General features: G+C 54.5%; 25 protein-coding genes. All 25 read right to left on the bottom strand.

Annotated elements, in window-relative coordinates; all coding sequences use genetic code 11:
• Position 1: 1 nt before the first annotated feature.
• On the bottom strand, positions 2-466 hold the full coding sequence (gene bfr / locus KDX39_RS22790) for a bacterioferritin (protein WP_004883697.1): 465 nt from the start codon (positions 464-466) through the stop codon (positions 2-4).
• 155 nt (positions 467-621) lie between these two features.
• A complete protein-coding gene (locus KDX39_RS22785) occupies positions 622-2,067 on the bottom strand; it encodes a catalase (RefSeq protein ID WP_231661876.1) in 1,446 nt (481 codons plus the stop codon).
• 169 nt (positions 2,068-2,236) lie between these two features.
• Positions 2,237-2,623: a 50S ribosomal protein L17 gene (gene rplQ, locus KDX39_RS22780; protein ID WP_002555463.1), complete on the bottom strand. Its 387-nt coding sequence runs from the start codon at positions 2,621-2,623 to the stop codon at positions 2,237-2,239.
• A 41-nt stretch (positions 2,624-2,664) separates the two neighbouring features.
• Positions 2,665-3,666: a DNA-directed RNA polymerase subunit alpha gene (locus KDX39_RS22775; RefSeq protein WP_003176403.1), complete on the bottom strand. Its 1,002-nt coding sequence runs from the start codon at positions 3,664-3,666 to the stop codon at positions 2,665-2,667.
• Positions 3,667-3,688: 22 nt separating this feature from the next.
• Positions 3,689-4,309 carry a 30S ribosomal protein S4 gene (gene rpsD, locus KDX39_RS22770; protein ID WP_002555465.1) on the bottom strand — a complete coding sequence of 207 codons (621 nt, stop codon included), beginning with the start codon at positions 4,307-4,309 and terminating at the stop codon, positions 3,689-3,691.
• An 18-nt stretch (positions 4,310-4,327) separates the two neighbouring features.
• A complete protein-coding gene (gene rpsK, locus KDX39_RS22765; protein ID WP_002555466.1) occupies positions 4,328-4,717 on the bottom strand; it encodes a 30S ribosomal protein S11 in 390 nt (129 codons plus the stop codon).
• A gap of 30 nt (positions 4,718-4,747) precedes the next feature.
• Positions 4,748-5,104 (bottom strand): 30S ribosomal protein S13, encoded by a 357-nt coding sequence (gene rpsM / locus KDX39_RS22760; protein ID WP_004883692.1) that lies wholly within the window; start codon positions 5,102-5,104, stop codon positions 4,748-4,750.
• Between the two features lie 130 nt (positions 5,105-5,234).
• Positions 5,235-5,351 (bottom strand): 50S ribosomal protein L36, encoded by a 117-nt coding sequence (gene rpmJ, locus KDX39_RS22755; RefSeq protein ID WP_002555468.1) that lies wholly within the window; start codon positions 5,349-5,351, stop codon positions 5,235-5,237.
• A 28-nt stretch (positions 5,352-5,379) separates the two neighbouring features.
• Positions 5,380-6,714, bottom strand: coding sequence for a preprotein translocase subunit SecY (gene secY, locus KDX39_RS22750; RefSeq protein WP_004883689.1), 1,335 nt, complete (start codon positions 6,712-6,714; stop codon positions 5,380-5,382).
• Complete coding sequence (gene rplO, locus KDX39_RS22745) at positions 6,715-7,149, bottom strand: 50S ribosomal protein L15 (RefSeq protein WP_004883688.1); 435 nt, start codon at positions 7,147-7,149, stop codon at positions 6,715-6,717.
• A 3-nt stretch (positions 7,150-7,152) separates the two neighbouring features.
• Positions 7,153-7,329, bottom strand: a complete 177-nt coding sequence (gene rpmD, locus KDX39_RS22740; RefSeq protein WP_003444363.1) for a 50S ribosomal protein L30 — start codon at positions 7,327-7,329, stop codon at positions 7,153-7,155.
• A gap of 2 nt (positions 7,330-7,331) precedes the next feature.
• A complete protein-coding gene (gene rpsE / locus KDX39_RS22735) occupies positions 7,332-7,832 on the bottom strand; it encodes a 30S ribosomal protein S5 (RefSeq protein ID WP_024687031.1) in 501 nt (166 codons plus the stop codon).
• Positions 7,833-7,835: 3 nt separating this feature from the next.
• A complete protein-coding gene (rplR, locus tag KDX39_RS22730; protein ID WP_002555473.1) occupies positions 7,836-8,186 on the bottom strand; it encodes a 50S ribosomal protein L18 in 351 nt (116 codons plus the stop codon).
• A gap of 10 nt (positions 8,187-8,196) precedes the next feature.
• Positions 8,197-8,730: a 50S ribosomal protein L6 gene (gene rplF / locus KDX39_RS22725; protein ID WP_004883684.1), complete on the bottom strand. Its 534-nt coding sequence runs from the start codon at positions 8,728-8,730 to the stop codon at positions 8,197-8,199.
• Positions 8,731-8,742: 12 nt separating this feature from the next.
• Positions 8,743-9,135 carry a 30S ribosomal protein S8 gene (gene rpsH / locus KDX39_RS22720; RefSeq protein WP_004883681.1) on the bottom strand — a complete coding sequence of 131 codons (393 nt, stop codon included), beginning with the start codon at positions 9,133-9,135 and terminating at the stop codon, positions 8,743-8,745.
• Positions 9,136-9,348: 213 nt separating this feature from the next.
• On the bottom strand, positions 9,349-9,654 hold the full coding sequence (rpsN, locus tag KDX39_RS22715; protein ID WP_020290699.1) for a 30S ribosomal protein S14: 306 nt from the start codon (positions 9,652-9,654) through the stop codon (positions 9,349-9,351).
• A 13-nt stretch (positions 9,655-9,667) separates the two neighbouring features.
• A complete protein-coding gene (gene rplE / locus KDX39_RS22710) occupies positions 9,668-10,207 on the bottom strand; it encodes a 50S ribosomal protein L5 (RefSeq protein WP_004883677.1) in 540 nt (179 codons plus the stop codon).
• A 20-nt stretch (positions 10,208-10,227) separates the two neighbouring features.
• Positions 10,228-10,542 (bottom strand): 50S ribosomal protein L24, encoded by a 315-nt coding sequence (gene rplX / locus KDX39_RS22705; protein WP_002555478.1) that lies wholly within the window; start codon positions 10,540-10,542, stop codon positions 10,228-10,230.
• A gap of 11 nt (positions 10,543-10,553) precedes the next feature.
• Positions 10,554-10,922: a 50S ribosomal protein L14 gene (gene rplN / locus KDX39_RS22700; protein ID WP_002555479.1), complete on the bottom strand. Its 369-nt coding sequence runs from the start codon at positions 10,920-10,922 to the stop codon at positions 10,554-10,556.
• A gap of 23 nt (positions 10,923-10,945) precedes the next feature.
• The gene (gene rpsQ, locus KDX39_RS22695; RefSeq protein WP_002555480.1) at positions 10,946-11,212 is read right to left on the bottom strand and encodes a 30S ribosomal protein S17; all 267 of its coding nucleotides are present in this window, start codon (positions 11,210-11,212) and stop codon (positions 10,946-10,948) included.
• A 2-nt stretch (positions 11,213-11,214) separates the two neighbouring features.
• Entirely contained in the window at positions 11,215-11,406 is a 192-nt protein-coding gene (rpmC, locus tag KDX39_RS22690; protein ID WP_002555481.1) for a 50S ribosomal protein L29, read from the bottom strand.
• Entirely contained in the window at positions 11,406-11,819 is a 414-nt protein-coding gene (gene rplP, locus KDX39_RS22685) for a 50S ribosomal protein L16 (protein ID WP_002555482.1), read from the bottom strand. The genes rpmC and rplP overlap by 1 nt, the downstream gene beginning before the upstream one ends.
• 12 nt (positions 11,820-11,831) lie before the next feature.
• Positions 11,832-12,518, bottom strand: a complete 687-nt coding sequence (gene rpsC, locus KDX39_RS22680) for a 30S ribosomal protein S3 (RefSeq protein ID WP_003176422.1) — start codon at positions 12,516-12,518, stop codon at positions 11,832-11,834.
• Between the two features lie 13 nt (positions 12,519-12,531).
• The gene (rplV, locus tag KDX39_RS22675; protein ID WP_002555485.1) at positions 12,532-12,864 is read right to left on the bottom strand and encodes a 50S ribosomal protein L22; all 333 of its coding nucleotides are present in this window, start codon (positions 12,862-12,864) and stop codon (positions 12,532-12,534) included.
• A 13-nt stretch (positions 12,865-12,877) separates the two neighbouring features.
• The gene (gene rpsS / locus KDX39_RS22670) at positions 12,878-13,153 is read right to left on the bottom strand and encodes a 30S ribosomal protein S19 (protein ID WP_004883670.1); all 276 of its coding nucleotides are present in this window, start codon (positions 13,151-13,153) and stop codon (positions 12,878-12,880) included.

Genomic DNA, 13,153 nt, shown 5'->3' with positions numbered 1-13,153 from the left:
ATCAGAACTGCGATTGCAGGTAGTTCTGCAAACCGATGGACTTGATCAGACCCATTTGCTGTTCCAGCCAATAGGTGTGGTCTTCCTCAGTATCAGCCAGTTGAACGCGAAGAATGTCACGGCTGATGTAATCCTTGTGCAGCTCGCAGAGCGCGATGCCCTTGCAGAGCGCAGCGCGGACCTTGTACTCGAGACGAAGATCGCTGGCGAGCATCTCGGGCACTGTGGTGCCGATGTCCAGATCGTCGGGACGCATGCGCGGCGTGCCTTCGAGCATCAGGATACGACGCATCAGCGCATCGGCGTGTTGCGCCTCTTCTTCCATCTCGTGATTGATGCGCTCGTAGAGCTTGGCGAAACCCCAATCTTCGTACATGCGCGAATGAATGAAATATTGGTCACGAGCCGCCAGTTCGCCAGTGAGCAATGTGTTCAGATAATCGATTACTTCTGGATGGCCTTGCATCGCACCAGATCTCCTGCTTCAAAGGCGATAGTTTGAACCAAGCGCCGCCGGAGGTCACTCGGAAAAACGCAATAATCCGATAAAAAGCGTCGAATTTACGCCATCCAGAAGCGAAAAACCGCCCAAATGAGGGCGGTTCTGTTTCTCACTTCGACTCAGCCCAGTTTCACACCCAGAGCATTGGCGATGCCTTCCCCATAAGCAACGTCAGCTTTGTAGAAGTACTGCAACTGACGCTGCACGACATCACTGGATACGCCGCTCATTGCGCCGGCAATGTTATTGATCAATAACGCTTTCTGATCAGCGCTCATCAGGTTGAACAACTTCCCCGCCTGGCTGTAGTAATCATTATCCACGCGATGATCATGACGATCGGCATTGCCGCTCAACGCGAGCGCGGGCTCGGCATAGCGAGGATTCTGCCTGGGCGCATCCGAGTAGCTGTTTGGCTCATAGTTCGGCGCAGCACCACCGTTGGTGCCAAACGCCATCGAGCCGTCACGCTGGTAGCTGTAAACCGGGTTCTTCGGCGCGTTGATCGGCAGTTGCTGGTGATTGGTGCCGACGCGATAGCGATGAGCATCTGCATAGGCGAACACACGACCCTGCAGCATGCGGTCCGGAGAAAGCCCTACACCCGGCACCATATTGCTGGGGCCAAATGCCGCCTGCTCGACTTCAGCAAAGTAGTTCAGCGGATTGCGATTCAGCTCCATCTCACCGACTTCAATCAATGGGTACTCTTTCTGCGACCAGGTTTTGGTGACGTCGAAAGGGTTCTCGTGATGGTTGTTGGCCTGAGCTTCGGTCATCAACTGAATGCAAACCTGCCACTTGGGGAAGTCGCCTTTTTCGATAGCAGTAAACAGATCGCGTTGAGCGTAATCAGGATCAGTCCCGGCGATGCGTACGGCATCCTCGGGCGTGAGGTTCCTGATGCCCTGCCTGCTCTTGTAATGCCACTTCACCCAGTGACGCTCGCCATTGGCGCTGATCAGGCTGTAGGTGTGGCTGCCGAAGCCGTGCATGTGGCGGTAGCCATCAGGAATACCGCGATCCGAAAACAGGATGGTGATTTGATGCAAGGCCTCTGGCGAGTGCGACCAGAAATCCCACATCATTTGCGAGCTTTTGAGATTGGTCTGCGGCAGACGCTTCTGCGTGTGAATGAAGTCAGGAAATTTCAGCGGGTCACGGATAAAGAACACCGGCGTGTTATTGCCCACGATGTCCCAATTACCTTCCTGGGTGTAAAACTTCACCGCGAAACCACGCGGATCGCGCTCGGTATCAGCCGAGCCGCGCTCGCCACCTACTGTGGAAAACCGAATGAAGATGGGCGTCTGCTTACCCACAGCACTGAACAGGTCGGCGCTGGTGTATTGCGAGATGTCTTTGGTAACTGTGAATGTGCCGTGAGCACCCGAGCCCTTGGCATGCACACGACGCTCTGGAATGTTCTCGCGGTTGAAGTGGGCGAGCTTCTCGATCAGGTGGAAATCGTCCAGAAGCAAAGGACCTCGTGGGCCTGCCGAGCGGGAATTCTGGTTATCGGCGACCGGCGCACCACTGGCGGTCGTAAGCGTCTTCAGGGTCATGCAATATCTTCCTCAGGCTCTATAGAGCCGGCTAATCAGCTTGAGCGAGATTATTATTCGAAAGCATCACATGATGAAATTTATTAATTATTAAATGTTGATAGAGTTTATTAATTTTAGGCAACAAAAAACCGGGCACTGGGCCCGGTTTTTTGTTCAAACTGATGTCTTATTCAGCAGCTTCTACAGAGCCGCCGACAGGACGATCAACCAACTCGACGTACGCCATAGGCGCGTTGTCGCCAGCGCGGAAACCGCACTTGAGGATGCGCAGGTAGCCGCCCTGACGGGTTGCATAGCGCTTGCCCAGATCGTTGAACAGCTTGCCGACGATTTCTTTCGAACGAGTACGGTCGAAAGCCAGACGACGGTTAGCAACGCTGTCTTCCTTGGCCAGGGTGATCAGCGGCTCGGCAACGCGGCGCAGTTCCTTGGCTTTCGGCAGGGTAGTCTTGATCAGCTCGTGCTCGAACAGCGACACCGCCATGTTTTGAAACATGGCTTTGCGGTGAGAGCTGGTACGGCTCAGGTGACGTCCACTTTTACGATGACGCATGGTTCATTCCTTACCAAACTCGCGTTCGGTGATTACGACGATCAGGCCGTAGCCTTGTCGTCCTTCTTAAGACTTGCCGGCGGCCAGTTGTCGAGGCGCATGCCGAGGGACAGACCACGGGAGGCCAGAACATCTTTGATCTCAGTCAAAGACTTCTTCCCAAGGTTCGGAGTTTTCAACAGTTCTACTTCGGTGCGCTGAATCAGGTCACCAATGTAGTAAATGTTCTCCGCCTTAAGGCAGTTAGCCGAACGTACAGTCAGTTCCAAATCGTCAACCGGACGGAGCAGGATCGGATCGATCTCGTCTTCCTGTTCGATTACCACAGGTTCGCTGTCGCCTTTGAGGTCGACGAACGCAGCCAACTGCTGTTGCAGAATGGTTGCAGCGCGGCGGATAGCCTCTTCAGGATCCAGCGTACCATTGGTTTCCAGATCAATAACCAGCTTGTCCAGGTTGGTACGCTGTTCGACACGGGCGTTTTCCACCACGTATGCGATACGGCGAACCGGGCTGAACGAAGAGTCGAGCTGCAAGCGACCAATGCTGCGGCTTTCGTCTTCATCGCTTTGACGCGAGTCTGCCGGCTCATAACCACGACCACGAGCTACGGTGAGCTTCATGTTCAAGGCGCCGTTAGACGCCAGGTTAGCGATTACGTGATCGGGGTTAACGATCTCGACATCATGATCCAGCTGAATATCGGCAGCGGTAACCACCCCCGAACCCTTCTTCGACAAGGTCAGCGTAACTTCGTCTCGACCGTGCAGCTTGATAGCCAGACCTTTAAGGTTCAACAGGATTTCAATGACGTCTTCCTGTACACCTTCGATGGCGCTGTACTCATGGAGTACACCGTCAATCTCGGCCTCGACTACTGCACAGCCGGGCATGGAGGACAACAAAATGCGGCGAAGCGCGTTGCCCAGGGTATGGCCAAAACCACGCTCGAGAGGCTCGAGAGTGATCTTGGCGCGGGTTGGACTGACAACCTGCACATCAATATGGCGGGGTGTCAGGAACTCATTTACCGAAATCTGCATGGATGCACCTATTTTCTAGCCCTTACTTGGAGTAGAGCTCGACAATCAGGCTTTCGTTGATGTCGGCGGATAGATCACTGCGAGCTGGTACGTTCTTGAAAACGCCCGATTTCTTCTCAGTGTCTACTTCTACCCATTCTACGCGGCCACGTTGGGCACACAGATCGAGAGCCTGGACAATACGCAGTTGGTTCTTAGCCTTTTCGCGGATAGCAACAACGTCGCCAGCACGAACCTGATAAGAAGGAACGTTAACGGTTTTACCGTTGACGCTAACAGACTTGTGCGAAACCAGTTGACGGGATTCGGCACGAGTCGAGCCGAAGCCCATGCGGTATACAACGTTGTCCAGACGGCATTCGAGCAGCTGCAGCAGGTTCTCACCTGTTGCGCCTTTCTTGCCGGCGGCTTCTTTGTAGTAGCCGCTGAACTGACGCTCGAGAACGCCGTAGATACGACGGACTTTTTGCTTTTCACGCAGCTGAGTGCCGTAATCGGACTGGCGACCGCGGCGCTGACCGTGGATGCCTGGAGCTGCTTCGATGTTGCACTTGGATTCGATAGCGCGAACGCCGCTCTTCAGAAAGAGATCGGTGCCTTCACGACGAGCAAGTTTGCATTTTGGACCAATGTAACGAGCCATTTCTTACAGTCTCCTGGATTACACGCGGCGCTTCTTCGGCGGACGGCACCCGTTGTGCGGGATTGGCGTCACGTCGGTGATGCTGGCGATCTTATAGCCACAGCCGTTCAATGCACGGACAGCGGATTCACGACCTGGGCCTGGACCCTTGACATTGACGTCGAGGTTCTTCAGACCGTATTCCAGCGCAGCTTGACCAGCACGTTCAGCAGCTACCTGAGCAGCGAACGGCGTGGACTTGCGGGAACCACGGAAACCCGAACCGCCGGAGGTAGCCCACGAAAGAGCGTTACCTTGACGATCGGTAATGGTGACGATTGTGTTGTTAAACGACGCGTGGATGTGGGCGATGCCATCAACCACTGTCTTTTTAACTTTTTTACGAGGACGAGCAGCAGGTTTTGCCATGACTAAATTCCTGTCGTTGCGCTGGAGCGATTACTTGCGGATCGGCTTACGCGGACCTTTGCGAGTACGCGCGTTGGTCTTGGTACGCTGACCGCGTACTGGAAGACCACGACGATGACGCAGACCGCGATAGCAGCCCAGGTCCATCAAGCGCTTGATTTTCATGTTGATTTCGCGACGCAGGTCACCTTCAGTGGTGAACTTCGCCACTTCGCCACGCAGCTGTTCAATCTGCTCGTCGCTCAGATCTTTGATCTTCGCCGCCGGGTTAACCCCGGTGGTTGCACAAATTTTCTGTGCAGTGGTGCGACCAACACCATAGATGTAGGTCAGCGAGATAACAGTATGCTTGTTATCTGGAATGTTAACGCCTGCAATACGGGCCATTCAGTGGGACTCCAATTGACAGCTACCTACGCCCCGGAAGCCAAGAAATAGGGCGCGAGATAATATCGCTGTAGTAACAAATAATCAACCCAGCAGCGCACTAGCTGCTGGGCTTAAGCACAAATCACAATCAGCCTTGGCGCTGCTTATGACGTGGTTCCGCGCTGCAAATTACTCGAACAACACCTTCGCGGCGAATAATCTTGCAGTTACGGCACAGCTTTTTCACCGATGCACGAACTTTCATCACCAACTCCTCGAACCTTAGGGGTGCTTCAGCGCAGCATACCGCCGCTGCCACCGTAGCCCTTCAGGTTGGCTTTCTTCATCAGGGATTCATACTGGTGCGAAACGAGGTGAGATTGCACTTGGGACATGAAGTCCATCACAACCACGACCACGATCAGCAACGAGGTCCCGCCAAGGTAGAACGGTACGTTTGCCGCAACCACCAGAAACTGGGGGAGCAGACACACGGCCGTCATATAAAGAGCACCGAACATGGTCAAACGAGTCAAAACGCCATCAATGTAGCGCGCCGACTGCTCGCCTGGACGAATACCCGGAATAAAGGCACCGGACTTCTTCAGGTTTTCCGCTACGTCTTTCGGATTGAACATCAACGCCGTATAGAAGAAGCAGAAGAAAATAATCCCTGCACTAAACAGCAGAATATTCAACGGCTGACCAGGAGCGATCGACTGCGAGATGTCCTGCAGCCAGCCCAGACCTTCAGACTGACCAAACCAGGAACCCAGCGAAGCCGGGAACAGCAAAATGCTGCTCGCAAAAATGGCCGGAATCACACCAGCCATGTTCACTTTCAGCGGCAAGTGGCTTGTCTGCGCAGCGAAGACCTTGCGGCCCTGCTGACGCTTGGCGTAGTGAACAGCGATACGACGCTGACCACGCTCAATGAAGACCACGAAACCGATGATCGCTACTGCCAGCAAACCGATTGCGACCAGAGCGAAGATATTGATATCACCCTGACGTGCAGACTCGAAAGACTGCCCTATCGCTCTCGGAAGACCGGCGACGATACCTGCGAAAATCAACATCGAGATACCGTTGCCGACACCGCGTTCGGTGATCTGCTCGCCTAGCCACATCATGAACATCGCACCTGCCACGAAGGTGGTTACGGCCACAAAATGGAAACCCAGGTCCCCAGAAAACGCTACGCCCTGACTGGCCAGGCCGACGGACATGCCGACAGCTTGAACCAGAGCCAGGACTACGGTGCCATAGCGGGTGTACTGGCTAATCTTGCGACGGCCAGCTTCACCTTCCTTCTTCAACTGCTCCAGTTGCGGGCTGACGGCGGTCATCAACTGCATGATGATCGATGCCGAAATGTACGGCATGATCCCCAGTGCAAAGATACTCATCCGCTCCAGCGCGCCACCGGAAAACATGTTGAACAAGCTAAGAATGGTCCCCTCATTCTGTCGAAACAGTTCTGCGAGTCGGTCCGGGTTGATACCTGGAACCGGGATGTGTGCGCCTATTCGGTAGACGATAATCGCCAGGAACAGAAAACGCAGACGAGCCCAGAGTTCAGACATACCGCCTTTGCCGAGCGCAGAGAGAGCACCTTGCTTAGCCATTTATTCCTCGAACTTGCCGCCAGCTGCTTCGATAGCCGCACGCGCACCTTTGGTGGCGGCGATACCTTTGATGGTGACAGCGCGAGTAACTTCGCCCGACAGCATGATTTTCACACGCTGTACGTTCTGGTTAATCACGTTGGCATCCTTCAGGGTCTGCACAGTTACGATGTCGCCTTCCACTTTGGCCAGCTCGGACAGACGCACTTCTGCGCGGTCCATGGCTTTCAGGGAAACGAAACCGAATTTTGGCAGGCGACGATGCAGCGGCTGTTGGCCGCCCTCAAAGCCCGGAGCAATGGTGCCACCGGAACGGGAGGTCTGACCTTTGTGGCCGCGGCCACCAGTCTTACCCAAACCGCTACCGATACCACGGCCCGGACGATGCTTTTCGCGACGGGAACCCGGCGCTGGACTCAGATCATTGAGTTTCATCGATTAACCCTCGACTCGCAGCATGTAGTAAGCCTTGTTGATCATCCCGCGATTTTCGGGAGTATCCAGGACTTCTACAGTGTGACCGATGCGACGCAGACCCAAACCCTTAATGCACAATTTGTGATTAGGGATGCGGCCGGTCATGCTTTTGATCAGCGTTACTTTTACGGTAGCCATGATCAGATGATCTCCTCAACACGCTTGCCACGCTTGGCAGCGATGGACTCAGGAGACTGCATGCCCTTCAGACCCTTGAAAGTGGCGTGAACCACGTTTACAGGGTTAGTCGAGCCGTAGCACTTGGCCAACACGTTCTGGACACCAGCAACTTCCAGCACTGCGCGCATTGCGCCGCCAGCGATGATACCGGTACCTTCAGAAGCAGGCTGCATGTACACCTTCGAAGCGCCATGGGCGGACTTCATTGCGTACTGCAGTGTGGTGCCGTTCAGATCCACCTGGATCATGTTGCGGCGAGCAGCTTCCATCGCTTTCTGGATTGCAGCAGGCACTTCACGTGACTTGCCACGGCCGAAGCCAACACGCCCTTTACCATCACCCACTACGGTCAACGCAGTGAAAGTGAAGATACGGCCGCCTTTTACGGTTTTGGCCACGCGGTTAACTTGAACCAGCTTCTCGATGTAGCCTTCGTCGCGTTTTTGGTCGTTATTTGCCATAACTTAGAACTCCAGCCCGCCTTCACGAGCAGCATCAGCCAGCGCTTTGACACGGCCGTGGTACTTGAAGCCAGAACGGTCGAAAGCCACTTGCGATACGCCCGCGGCTTTTGCACGCTCGGCGACCAGCTTGCCAACCTTAGTGGCCGCGTCGATGTTGCCAGTGGCGCCATCACGCAGTTCTTTGTCCAAAGTCGAGGCGCTTGCCAGGACTTTGCTGCCGTCGGCCGAAATGACCTGGGCATAAATGTGCTGCGAAGAGCGGTGCACGCAGAGACGCACGACTTCTAGCTCGTGCATTTTCAGGCGTGCTTTGCGAGCGCGACGCAGTCGGGTAACTTTTTTGACGGTCATTTGCTATGCCCTACTTCTTCTTGGCTTCTTTACGGCGGACGACTTCGTCCGCGTAACGCACACCTTTGCCTTTGTAAGGCTCAGGACGGCGGAAGTCGCGGATCTCAGCGGCCACTTGACCAACCAACTGCTTATCGATACCGCGAATCAGGATATCGGTCTGGCTGGGGGTCTCAGCGGTGATGCCATTCGGCAATTCGTAATCCACCGGGTGCGAGAAGCCAAGTGCCAGGTTCAGGACCGTGCCTTTTGCTTGCGCTTTGTAACCAACACCGACCAGCTGGAGCTTGCGCTCGAAGCCTTGGCTTACGCCCTGGACCATGTTGTTAACCAGTGCACGAGTTGTGCCGGCCATTGCGCGGGTTTGTTGATCGCCATTGCGAGCAGCGAAACGCAGCTCACCAGCTTCTTCAACAATCTCAACAGACGAATGGACGTTCAGTTCTAGAGTGCCCTTGGCACCCTTCACCGAAAGCTGCTGGCCGACGAGTTTGACTTCGACGCCGGATGGCAACTTAACGGGGTTCTTAGCTACGCGTGACATGCTTATCCCCCCTTAGAACACAGTGCAAAGCACTTCGCCACCGACACCGGCAGCGCGCGCAGCACGATCCGTCATCACACCTTTGTTGGTGGAGACGATAGACACACCGAGACCGCCACGAACTTTTGGCAGATCGTCGGAGGACTTGTACTGACGCAAGCCTGGGCGGCTGACGCGCTTAACTTCTTCGATGACCGGACGGCCTTCGAAGTACTTAAGCTCGATGGACAGCGATGGTTTAACTTCGCTGCTGATCTGATAACCCGCAATGTAGCCTTCGTCCTTCAGGACTTTTGCTACAGCAACCTTCAACGTGGAAGATGGCATGCTTACGACGGGCTTTTCAGCCATCTGGGCATTACGGATACGAGTTAGCATGTCCGCTAACGGGTCCTGCATACTCATGGGCTAGACGCTCCTAAAACAAAATAATTAGCCTTACGGCTACAGCTTATCGCCGAGATTTTCCGGGCAAGTAAAAACACGGGCTCAGGCGAGCCGGCAATTCTAGTCCTACCCCAGAAATGAATCAAGCCCCAAAAGGGGCTTGATTCAAATTCAGGCTTCATTCCAACCGACAACCTGCGCCGTCGATCGGATTGAAGCGAGAGTTGCGCCTTACCAGCTGGCTTTGACCAGACCTGGTACGTCGCCACGCATGGCAGCTTCACGCAGCTTGTTACGGCCAAGGCCGAACTTGCGGTAAACGCCGTGTGGACGACCAGTGATGCGGCAACGGTTACGCATGCGCGAAGCGCTTGCGTCACGTGGTTGCTTCTGCAGAGCTACGGTAGCTTCCCAACGCGCTTCTGGACTTGCGTTCAGATCAACGATGACTGCTTTCAGCTCGGCACGCTTCTTGGCGTACTTGGCAACAGTGAGCTGACGCTTCAGCTCACGGTTTTTCATGCTCTTCTTGGCCATTTTCCTACTCCAATCAGTTGCGGAACGGGAATTTGAAAGCACGCAGCAATGCGCGGCCTTCATCATCGTTCTTGGCAGTGGTGGTCAGGGTGATGTCCAGACCGCGGAGAGCATCGATCTTGTCGTAGTCGATTTCCGGGAAAATGATCTGCTCTTTCACGCCCATGCTGTAGTTACCACGACCATCGAAGGACTTGGCATTCAGGCCGCGGAAGTCGCGAACCCGAGGCAGGGAGATCGACAGCAGACGATCCAGGAATTCGTACATACGATCGCGGCGCAGAGTCACTTTGACGCCGATCGGCCATCCTTCACGGACTTTAAAGCCAGCGATGGATTTCCGAGCGTAAGTCACAACGACTTTTTGACCGGTGATCTTTTCCAGGTCAGCAACAGCGTGCTCGATGACTTTCTTGTCGCCGATCGCTTCGCCCAGACCCATGTTCAGGGTGATTTTGGTAACGCGCGGAACTTCCATCACGTTCGCGAGCTTAAGTTCTTCCTTAAGCTTCGGAGCGATTTCCTTCCGGTAAATCTCTTTTAGTCGTGCCATGGTCTTCTACCTAGCAGTGTTCAAGCATCAACCGCTTTTTGGGTCGACTTGAAGACACGAATTTTCTTGCCGTCTTCAACTTTGAAACCAACGCGGTCAGCCTTGTTGGTTGCGCCGTTGAAAATGGCGACGTTGGAAGCGTGCAGTGGCGCTTCTTTCTCGACGATACCGCCCTGTACGCCCGACATCGGGTTAGGCTTGGTATGACGCTTCACCAGGTTGATCCCACCAACGACCAGACGGTCGTCAGCGAGAACCTTGAGCACCTTACCGCGCTTACCTTTGTCTTTGCCGGCGATCACGATGATCTCGTCGTCACGACGAATCTTTTGCATGTCGGATCTCCTTACAGAACTTCTGGGGCGAGCGAGACGATCTTCATGAACTTCTCAGTACGAAGTTCACGGGTCACTGGCCCAAAGATACGGGTACCGATCGGCTCCTGCTTGTTGTTCAACAGAACAGCAGCATTGCCATCGAAGCGGATGATGGAGCCGTCTGCACGACGAACGCCATGGCGAGTGCGGACTACAACAGCAGTCATCACTTGACCTTTTTTCACCTTGCCGCGCGGAATTGCTTCCTTCACGGTTACTTTGATGATGTCACCGATACCAGCGTAACGACGATGGGAGCCACCCAGCACCTTGATGCACATAACGCGGCGTGCGCCGCTGTTATCGGCCACATCGAGCATGGATTGAGTCTGAATCATATAATTTCTCCGACCCTTAGCCCTTAGACTTCCACAGCGCGTTCGAGGATATCAACCAATGCCCAAGACTTGGTCTTGGCTACCGGACGAGTTTCACGAATCGTGACCTTGTCGCCGATATGGCACTGGTTGGTTTCGTCGTGCGCGTGCAGCTTAGTCGAACGCTTAACGTATTTACCGTAGATTGGGTGCTTTACGCGACGCTCAATCAGAACGGTGATGGTCTTGTCCATCTTGTCGCTGACGACACGGCCAGTCAGCGTACGGACGGTTTTTTCGGCTTCAGCCATGATTACTTACCTGCCTGCTGGTTGAGCACAGTCTTCACGCGAGCGATGTCACGCTTAACTTGCGAGAGCAGGTGAGACTGCCCCAACTGGCCAGTTGCTTTCTGCATACGCAGATTGAACTGGTCGCGCAGCAGGCCGAGCAGTTGCTCGTTCAGCTGCTGTGCTGATTTTTCACGAAGTTCATTCGCTTTCATCACATCACCGTCCGCTTAACAAAGGAGGTGGCGAGTGGCAGCTTTGCAGCAGCCAGGGCGAAAGCCTCACGCGCCAGCTCTTCAGTAACACCCTCGATTTCATACAGGACTTTGCCTGGCTGAATCTGGGCAACCCAGTACTCGACGTTACCCTTACCTTTACCCATCCGAACTTCGAGTGGCTTCTTGGTGACAGGCTTGTCCGGGAATACACGGATCCAGATCTTGCCGCCACGTTTTACGTGACGGGTCAGTGCACGACGCGCTGACTCGATCTGACGAGCGGTGAGACGACCACGAGCAACAGACTTCAGCGCGAACTCGCCGAAGCTGACTTTGCTACCGCGCAGTGCCAGACCACGGTTGTGGCCGGTCATCTGCTTGCGGAACTTCGTACGCTTTGGTTGCAACATTTGGCGTACCCCTTACTTAGCAGCTTTTTTACGAGGCGCTGGTGCTTGTGGTTTCAGTTCTTCTTGGCGACCACCAATTACTTCGCCTTTGAAGATCCAAACCTTTACACCGATCACACCATAAGTGGTGTGAGCTTCGTAGTTGGCATAGTCGATGTCGGCACGCAGGGTGTGCAATGGCACACGACCTTCGCGATACCATTCAGTACGTGCGATTTCAGCACCGCCGAGACGACCGCTCACTTGGATTTTGATGCCTTTGGCACCAATGCGCATTGCGTTCTGTACAGCGCGCTTCATAGCGCGACGGAACATTACGCGACGCTCCAGCTGCTGAGCTACGCTCTGCGCAACCAACATACCGTCCAGCTCCGGCTTGCGGATCTCTTCGATATTGATGTGCACAGGCACACCCATTTGCTTGGTCAGGTCCTGACGCAGTTTCTCAACATCTTCACCTTTCTTGCCGATCACGATGCCGGGACGAGCGGTGTGGATGGTGATACGTGCTGTCTGAGCCGGACGATGGATATCGATACGGCTTACGGACGCGCTTTTTAGTTTGTCTTGGAGATACTCTCGCACCTTCAGATCAGCGAACAAATAGTCCGCATAAGTCCGACCGTCGGCGTACCAGACGGAGGTGTGCTCCTTGACGATTCCCAGGCGAATGCCAATGGGATGTACTTTCTGACCCATCTCTTCGACTCCGTTACTTGTCAGCAACCTTGACAGTGATATGGCAAGACCGCTTGACGATGCGATCAGCACGGCCTTTGGCACGTGGCATGATTCGCTTCAGCGAACGCCCTTCGTTGACGAAAACGGTGGAGACCTTGAGGTCATCAACGTCTGCGCCTTCGTTATGCTCGGCGTTGGCTACAGCCGACTCCAGCACTTTCTTCAGGATCTCGGCGGCTTTCTTACTGCTGAAAGCCAACAGGTTGAGCGCTTCGCCCACCTTCTTCCCGCGGATCTGGTCGGCGACCAAGCGGGCTTTCTGGGCGGAGATTCGAGCGCCCGACAACTTAGCGGCTACTTCCATCGTTCCTTACCCCTTAACGCTTGGCTTTCTTGTCTGCCACGTGCCCACGATATGTGCGGGTACCGGCAAACTCGCCTAGTTTATGGCCGACCATGTCTTCGCTCACGAGAACGGGAACATGTTGACGACCGTTATGCACTGCAATGGTCAAACCGACCATTTGTGGCAGGATCATCGAACGACGCGACCAGGTTTTAACTGGTTTGCGATCGTTCTTTTCCGCCGCCACTTCGATCTTCTTCAGTAGGTGAAGATCAATAAAAGGACCTTTTTTCAGAGAACGTGGCAC

The organism is Pseudomonas sp. CDFA 610 (assembly GCF_021147865.1).
GTDB lineage: Bacteria > Pseudomonadota > Gammaproteobacteria > Pseudomonadales > Pseudomonadaceae > Aquipseudomonas > Aquipseudomonas alliivorans.
The sequence above is the reverse complement of the archived record's forward strand: the minus strand, read 5'-3'. Positions and strand labels throughout refer to the sequence as shown.

Excerpts from the sequence above, each read along its gene's own strand:
- bfr (WP_004883697.1), bottom strand. The coding sequence starts at position 466 with ATGCAAGGCCATCCAGAAGTAATCGATTATCTGAACACATTGCTCACT.
- KDX39_RS22785 (WP_231661876.1), bottom strand. The coding sequence starts at position 2,067 with ATGACCCTGAAGACGCTTACGACCGCCAGTGGTGCGCCGGTCGCCGAT.
- rplQ (WP_002555463.1), bottom strand. The coding sequence starts at position 2,623 with ATGCGTCATCGTAAAAGTGGACGTCACCTGAGCCGTACCAGCTCTCAC.
- KDX39_RS22775 (WP_003176403.1), bottom strand. The coding sequence starts at position 3,666 with ATGCAGATTTCGGTAAATGAGTTCCTGACACCCCGCCATATTGATGTG.
- rpsD (WP_002555465.1), bottom strand. The coding sequence starts at position 4,309 with ATGGCTCGTTACATTGGTCCAAAATGCAAACTTGCTCGTCGTGAAGGC.
- rpsK (WP_002555466.1), bottom strand. The coding sequence starts at position 4,717 with ATGGCAAAACCTGCTGCTCGTCCTCGTAAAAAAGTTAAAAAGACAGTG.
- rpsM (WP_004883692.1), bottom strand. The coding sequence starts at position 5,104 with ATGGCCCGTATTGCAGGCGTTAACATTCCAGATAACAAGCATACTGTT.
- rpmJ (WP_002555468.1), bottom strand. The coding sequence starts at position 5,351 with ATGAAAGTTCGTGCATCGGTGAAAAAGCTGTGCCGTAACTGCAAGATT.
- secY (WP_004883689.1), bottom strand. The coding sequence starts at position 6,714 with ATGGCTAAGCAAGGTGCTCTCTCTGCGCTCGGCAAAGGCGGTATGTCT.
- rplO (WP_004883688.1), bottom strand. The coding sequence starts at position 7,149 with ATGAAACTCAATGATCTGAGTCCAGCGCCGGGTTCCCGTCGCGAAAAG.
- rpmD (WP_003444363.1), bottom strand. The coding sequence starts at position 7,329 with ATGGCTACCGTAAAAGTAACGCTGATCAAAAGCATGACCGGCCGCATC.
- rpsE (WP_024687031.1), bottom strand. The coding sequence starts at position 7,832 with ATGGCAAATAACGACCAAAAACGCGACGAAGGCTACATCGAGAAGCTG.
- rplR (WP_002555473.1), bottom strand. The coding sequence starts at position 8,186 with ATGACCGTCAAAAAAGTTACCCGACTGCGTCGCGCTCGCAAAGCACGC.
- rplF (WP_004883684.1), bottom strand. The coding sequence starts at position 8,730 with ATGTCACGCGTAGCTAAGAACCCCGTTAAGTTGCCATCCGGCGTCGAA.
- rpsH (WP_004883681.1), bottom strand. The coding sequence starts at position 9,135 with ATGAGTATGCAGGACCCGTTAGCGGACATGCTAACTCGTATCCGTAAT.
- rpsN (WP_020290699.1), bottom strand. The coding sequence starts at position 9,654 with ATGGCCAAGAAGAGCATGAAAAACCGTGAGCTGAAGCGTCAGCTCACT.
- rplE (WP_004883677.1), bottom strand. The coding sequence starts at position 10,207 with ATGGCACGACTAAAAGAGATTTACCGGAAGGAAATCGCTCCGAAGCTT.
- rplX (WP_002555478.1), bottom strand. The coding sequence starts at position 10,542 with ATGCAAAAGATTCGTCGTGACGACGAGATCATCGTGATCGCCGGCAAA.
- rplN (WP_002555479.1), bottom strand. The coding sequence starts at position 10,922 with ATGATTCAGACTCAATCCATGCTCGATGTGGCCGATAACAGCGGCGCA.
- rpsQ (WP_002555480.1), bottom strand. The coding sequence starts at position 11,212 with ATGGCTGAAGCCGAAAAAACCGTCCGTACGCTGACTGGCCGTGTCGTC.
- rpmC (WP_002555481.1), bottom strand. The coding sequence starts at position 11,406 with ATGAAAGCGAATGAACTTCGTGAAAAATCAGCACAGCAGCTGAACGAG.
- rplP (WP_002555482.1), bottom strand. The coding sequence starts at position 11,819 with ATGTTGCAACCAAAGCGTACGAAGTTCCGCAAGCAGATGACCGGCCAC.
- rpsC (WP_003176422.1), bottom strand. The coding sequence starts at position 12,518 with ATGGGTCAGAAAGTACATCCCATTGGCATTCGCCTGGGAATCGTCAAG.
- rplV (WP_002555485.1), bottom strand. The coding sequence starts at position 12,864 with ATGGAAGTAGCCGCTAAGTTGTCGGGCGCTCGAATCTCCGCCCAGAAA.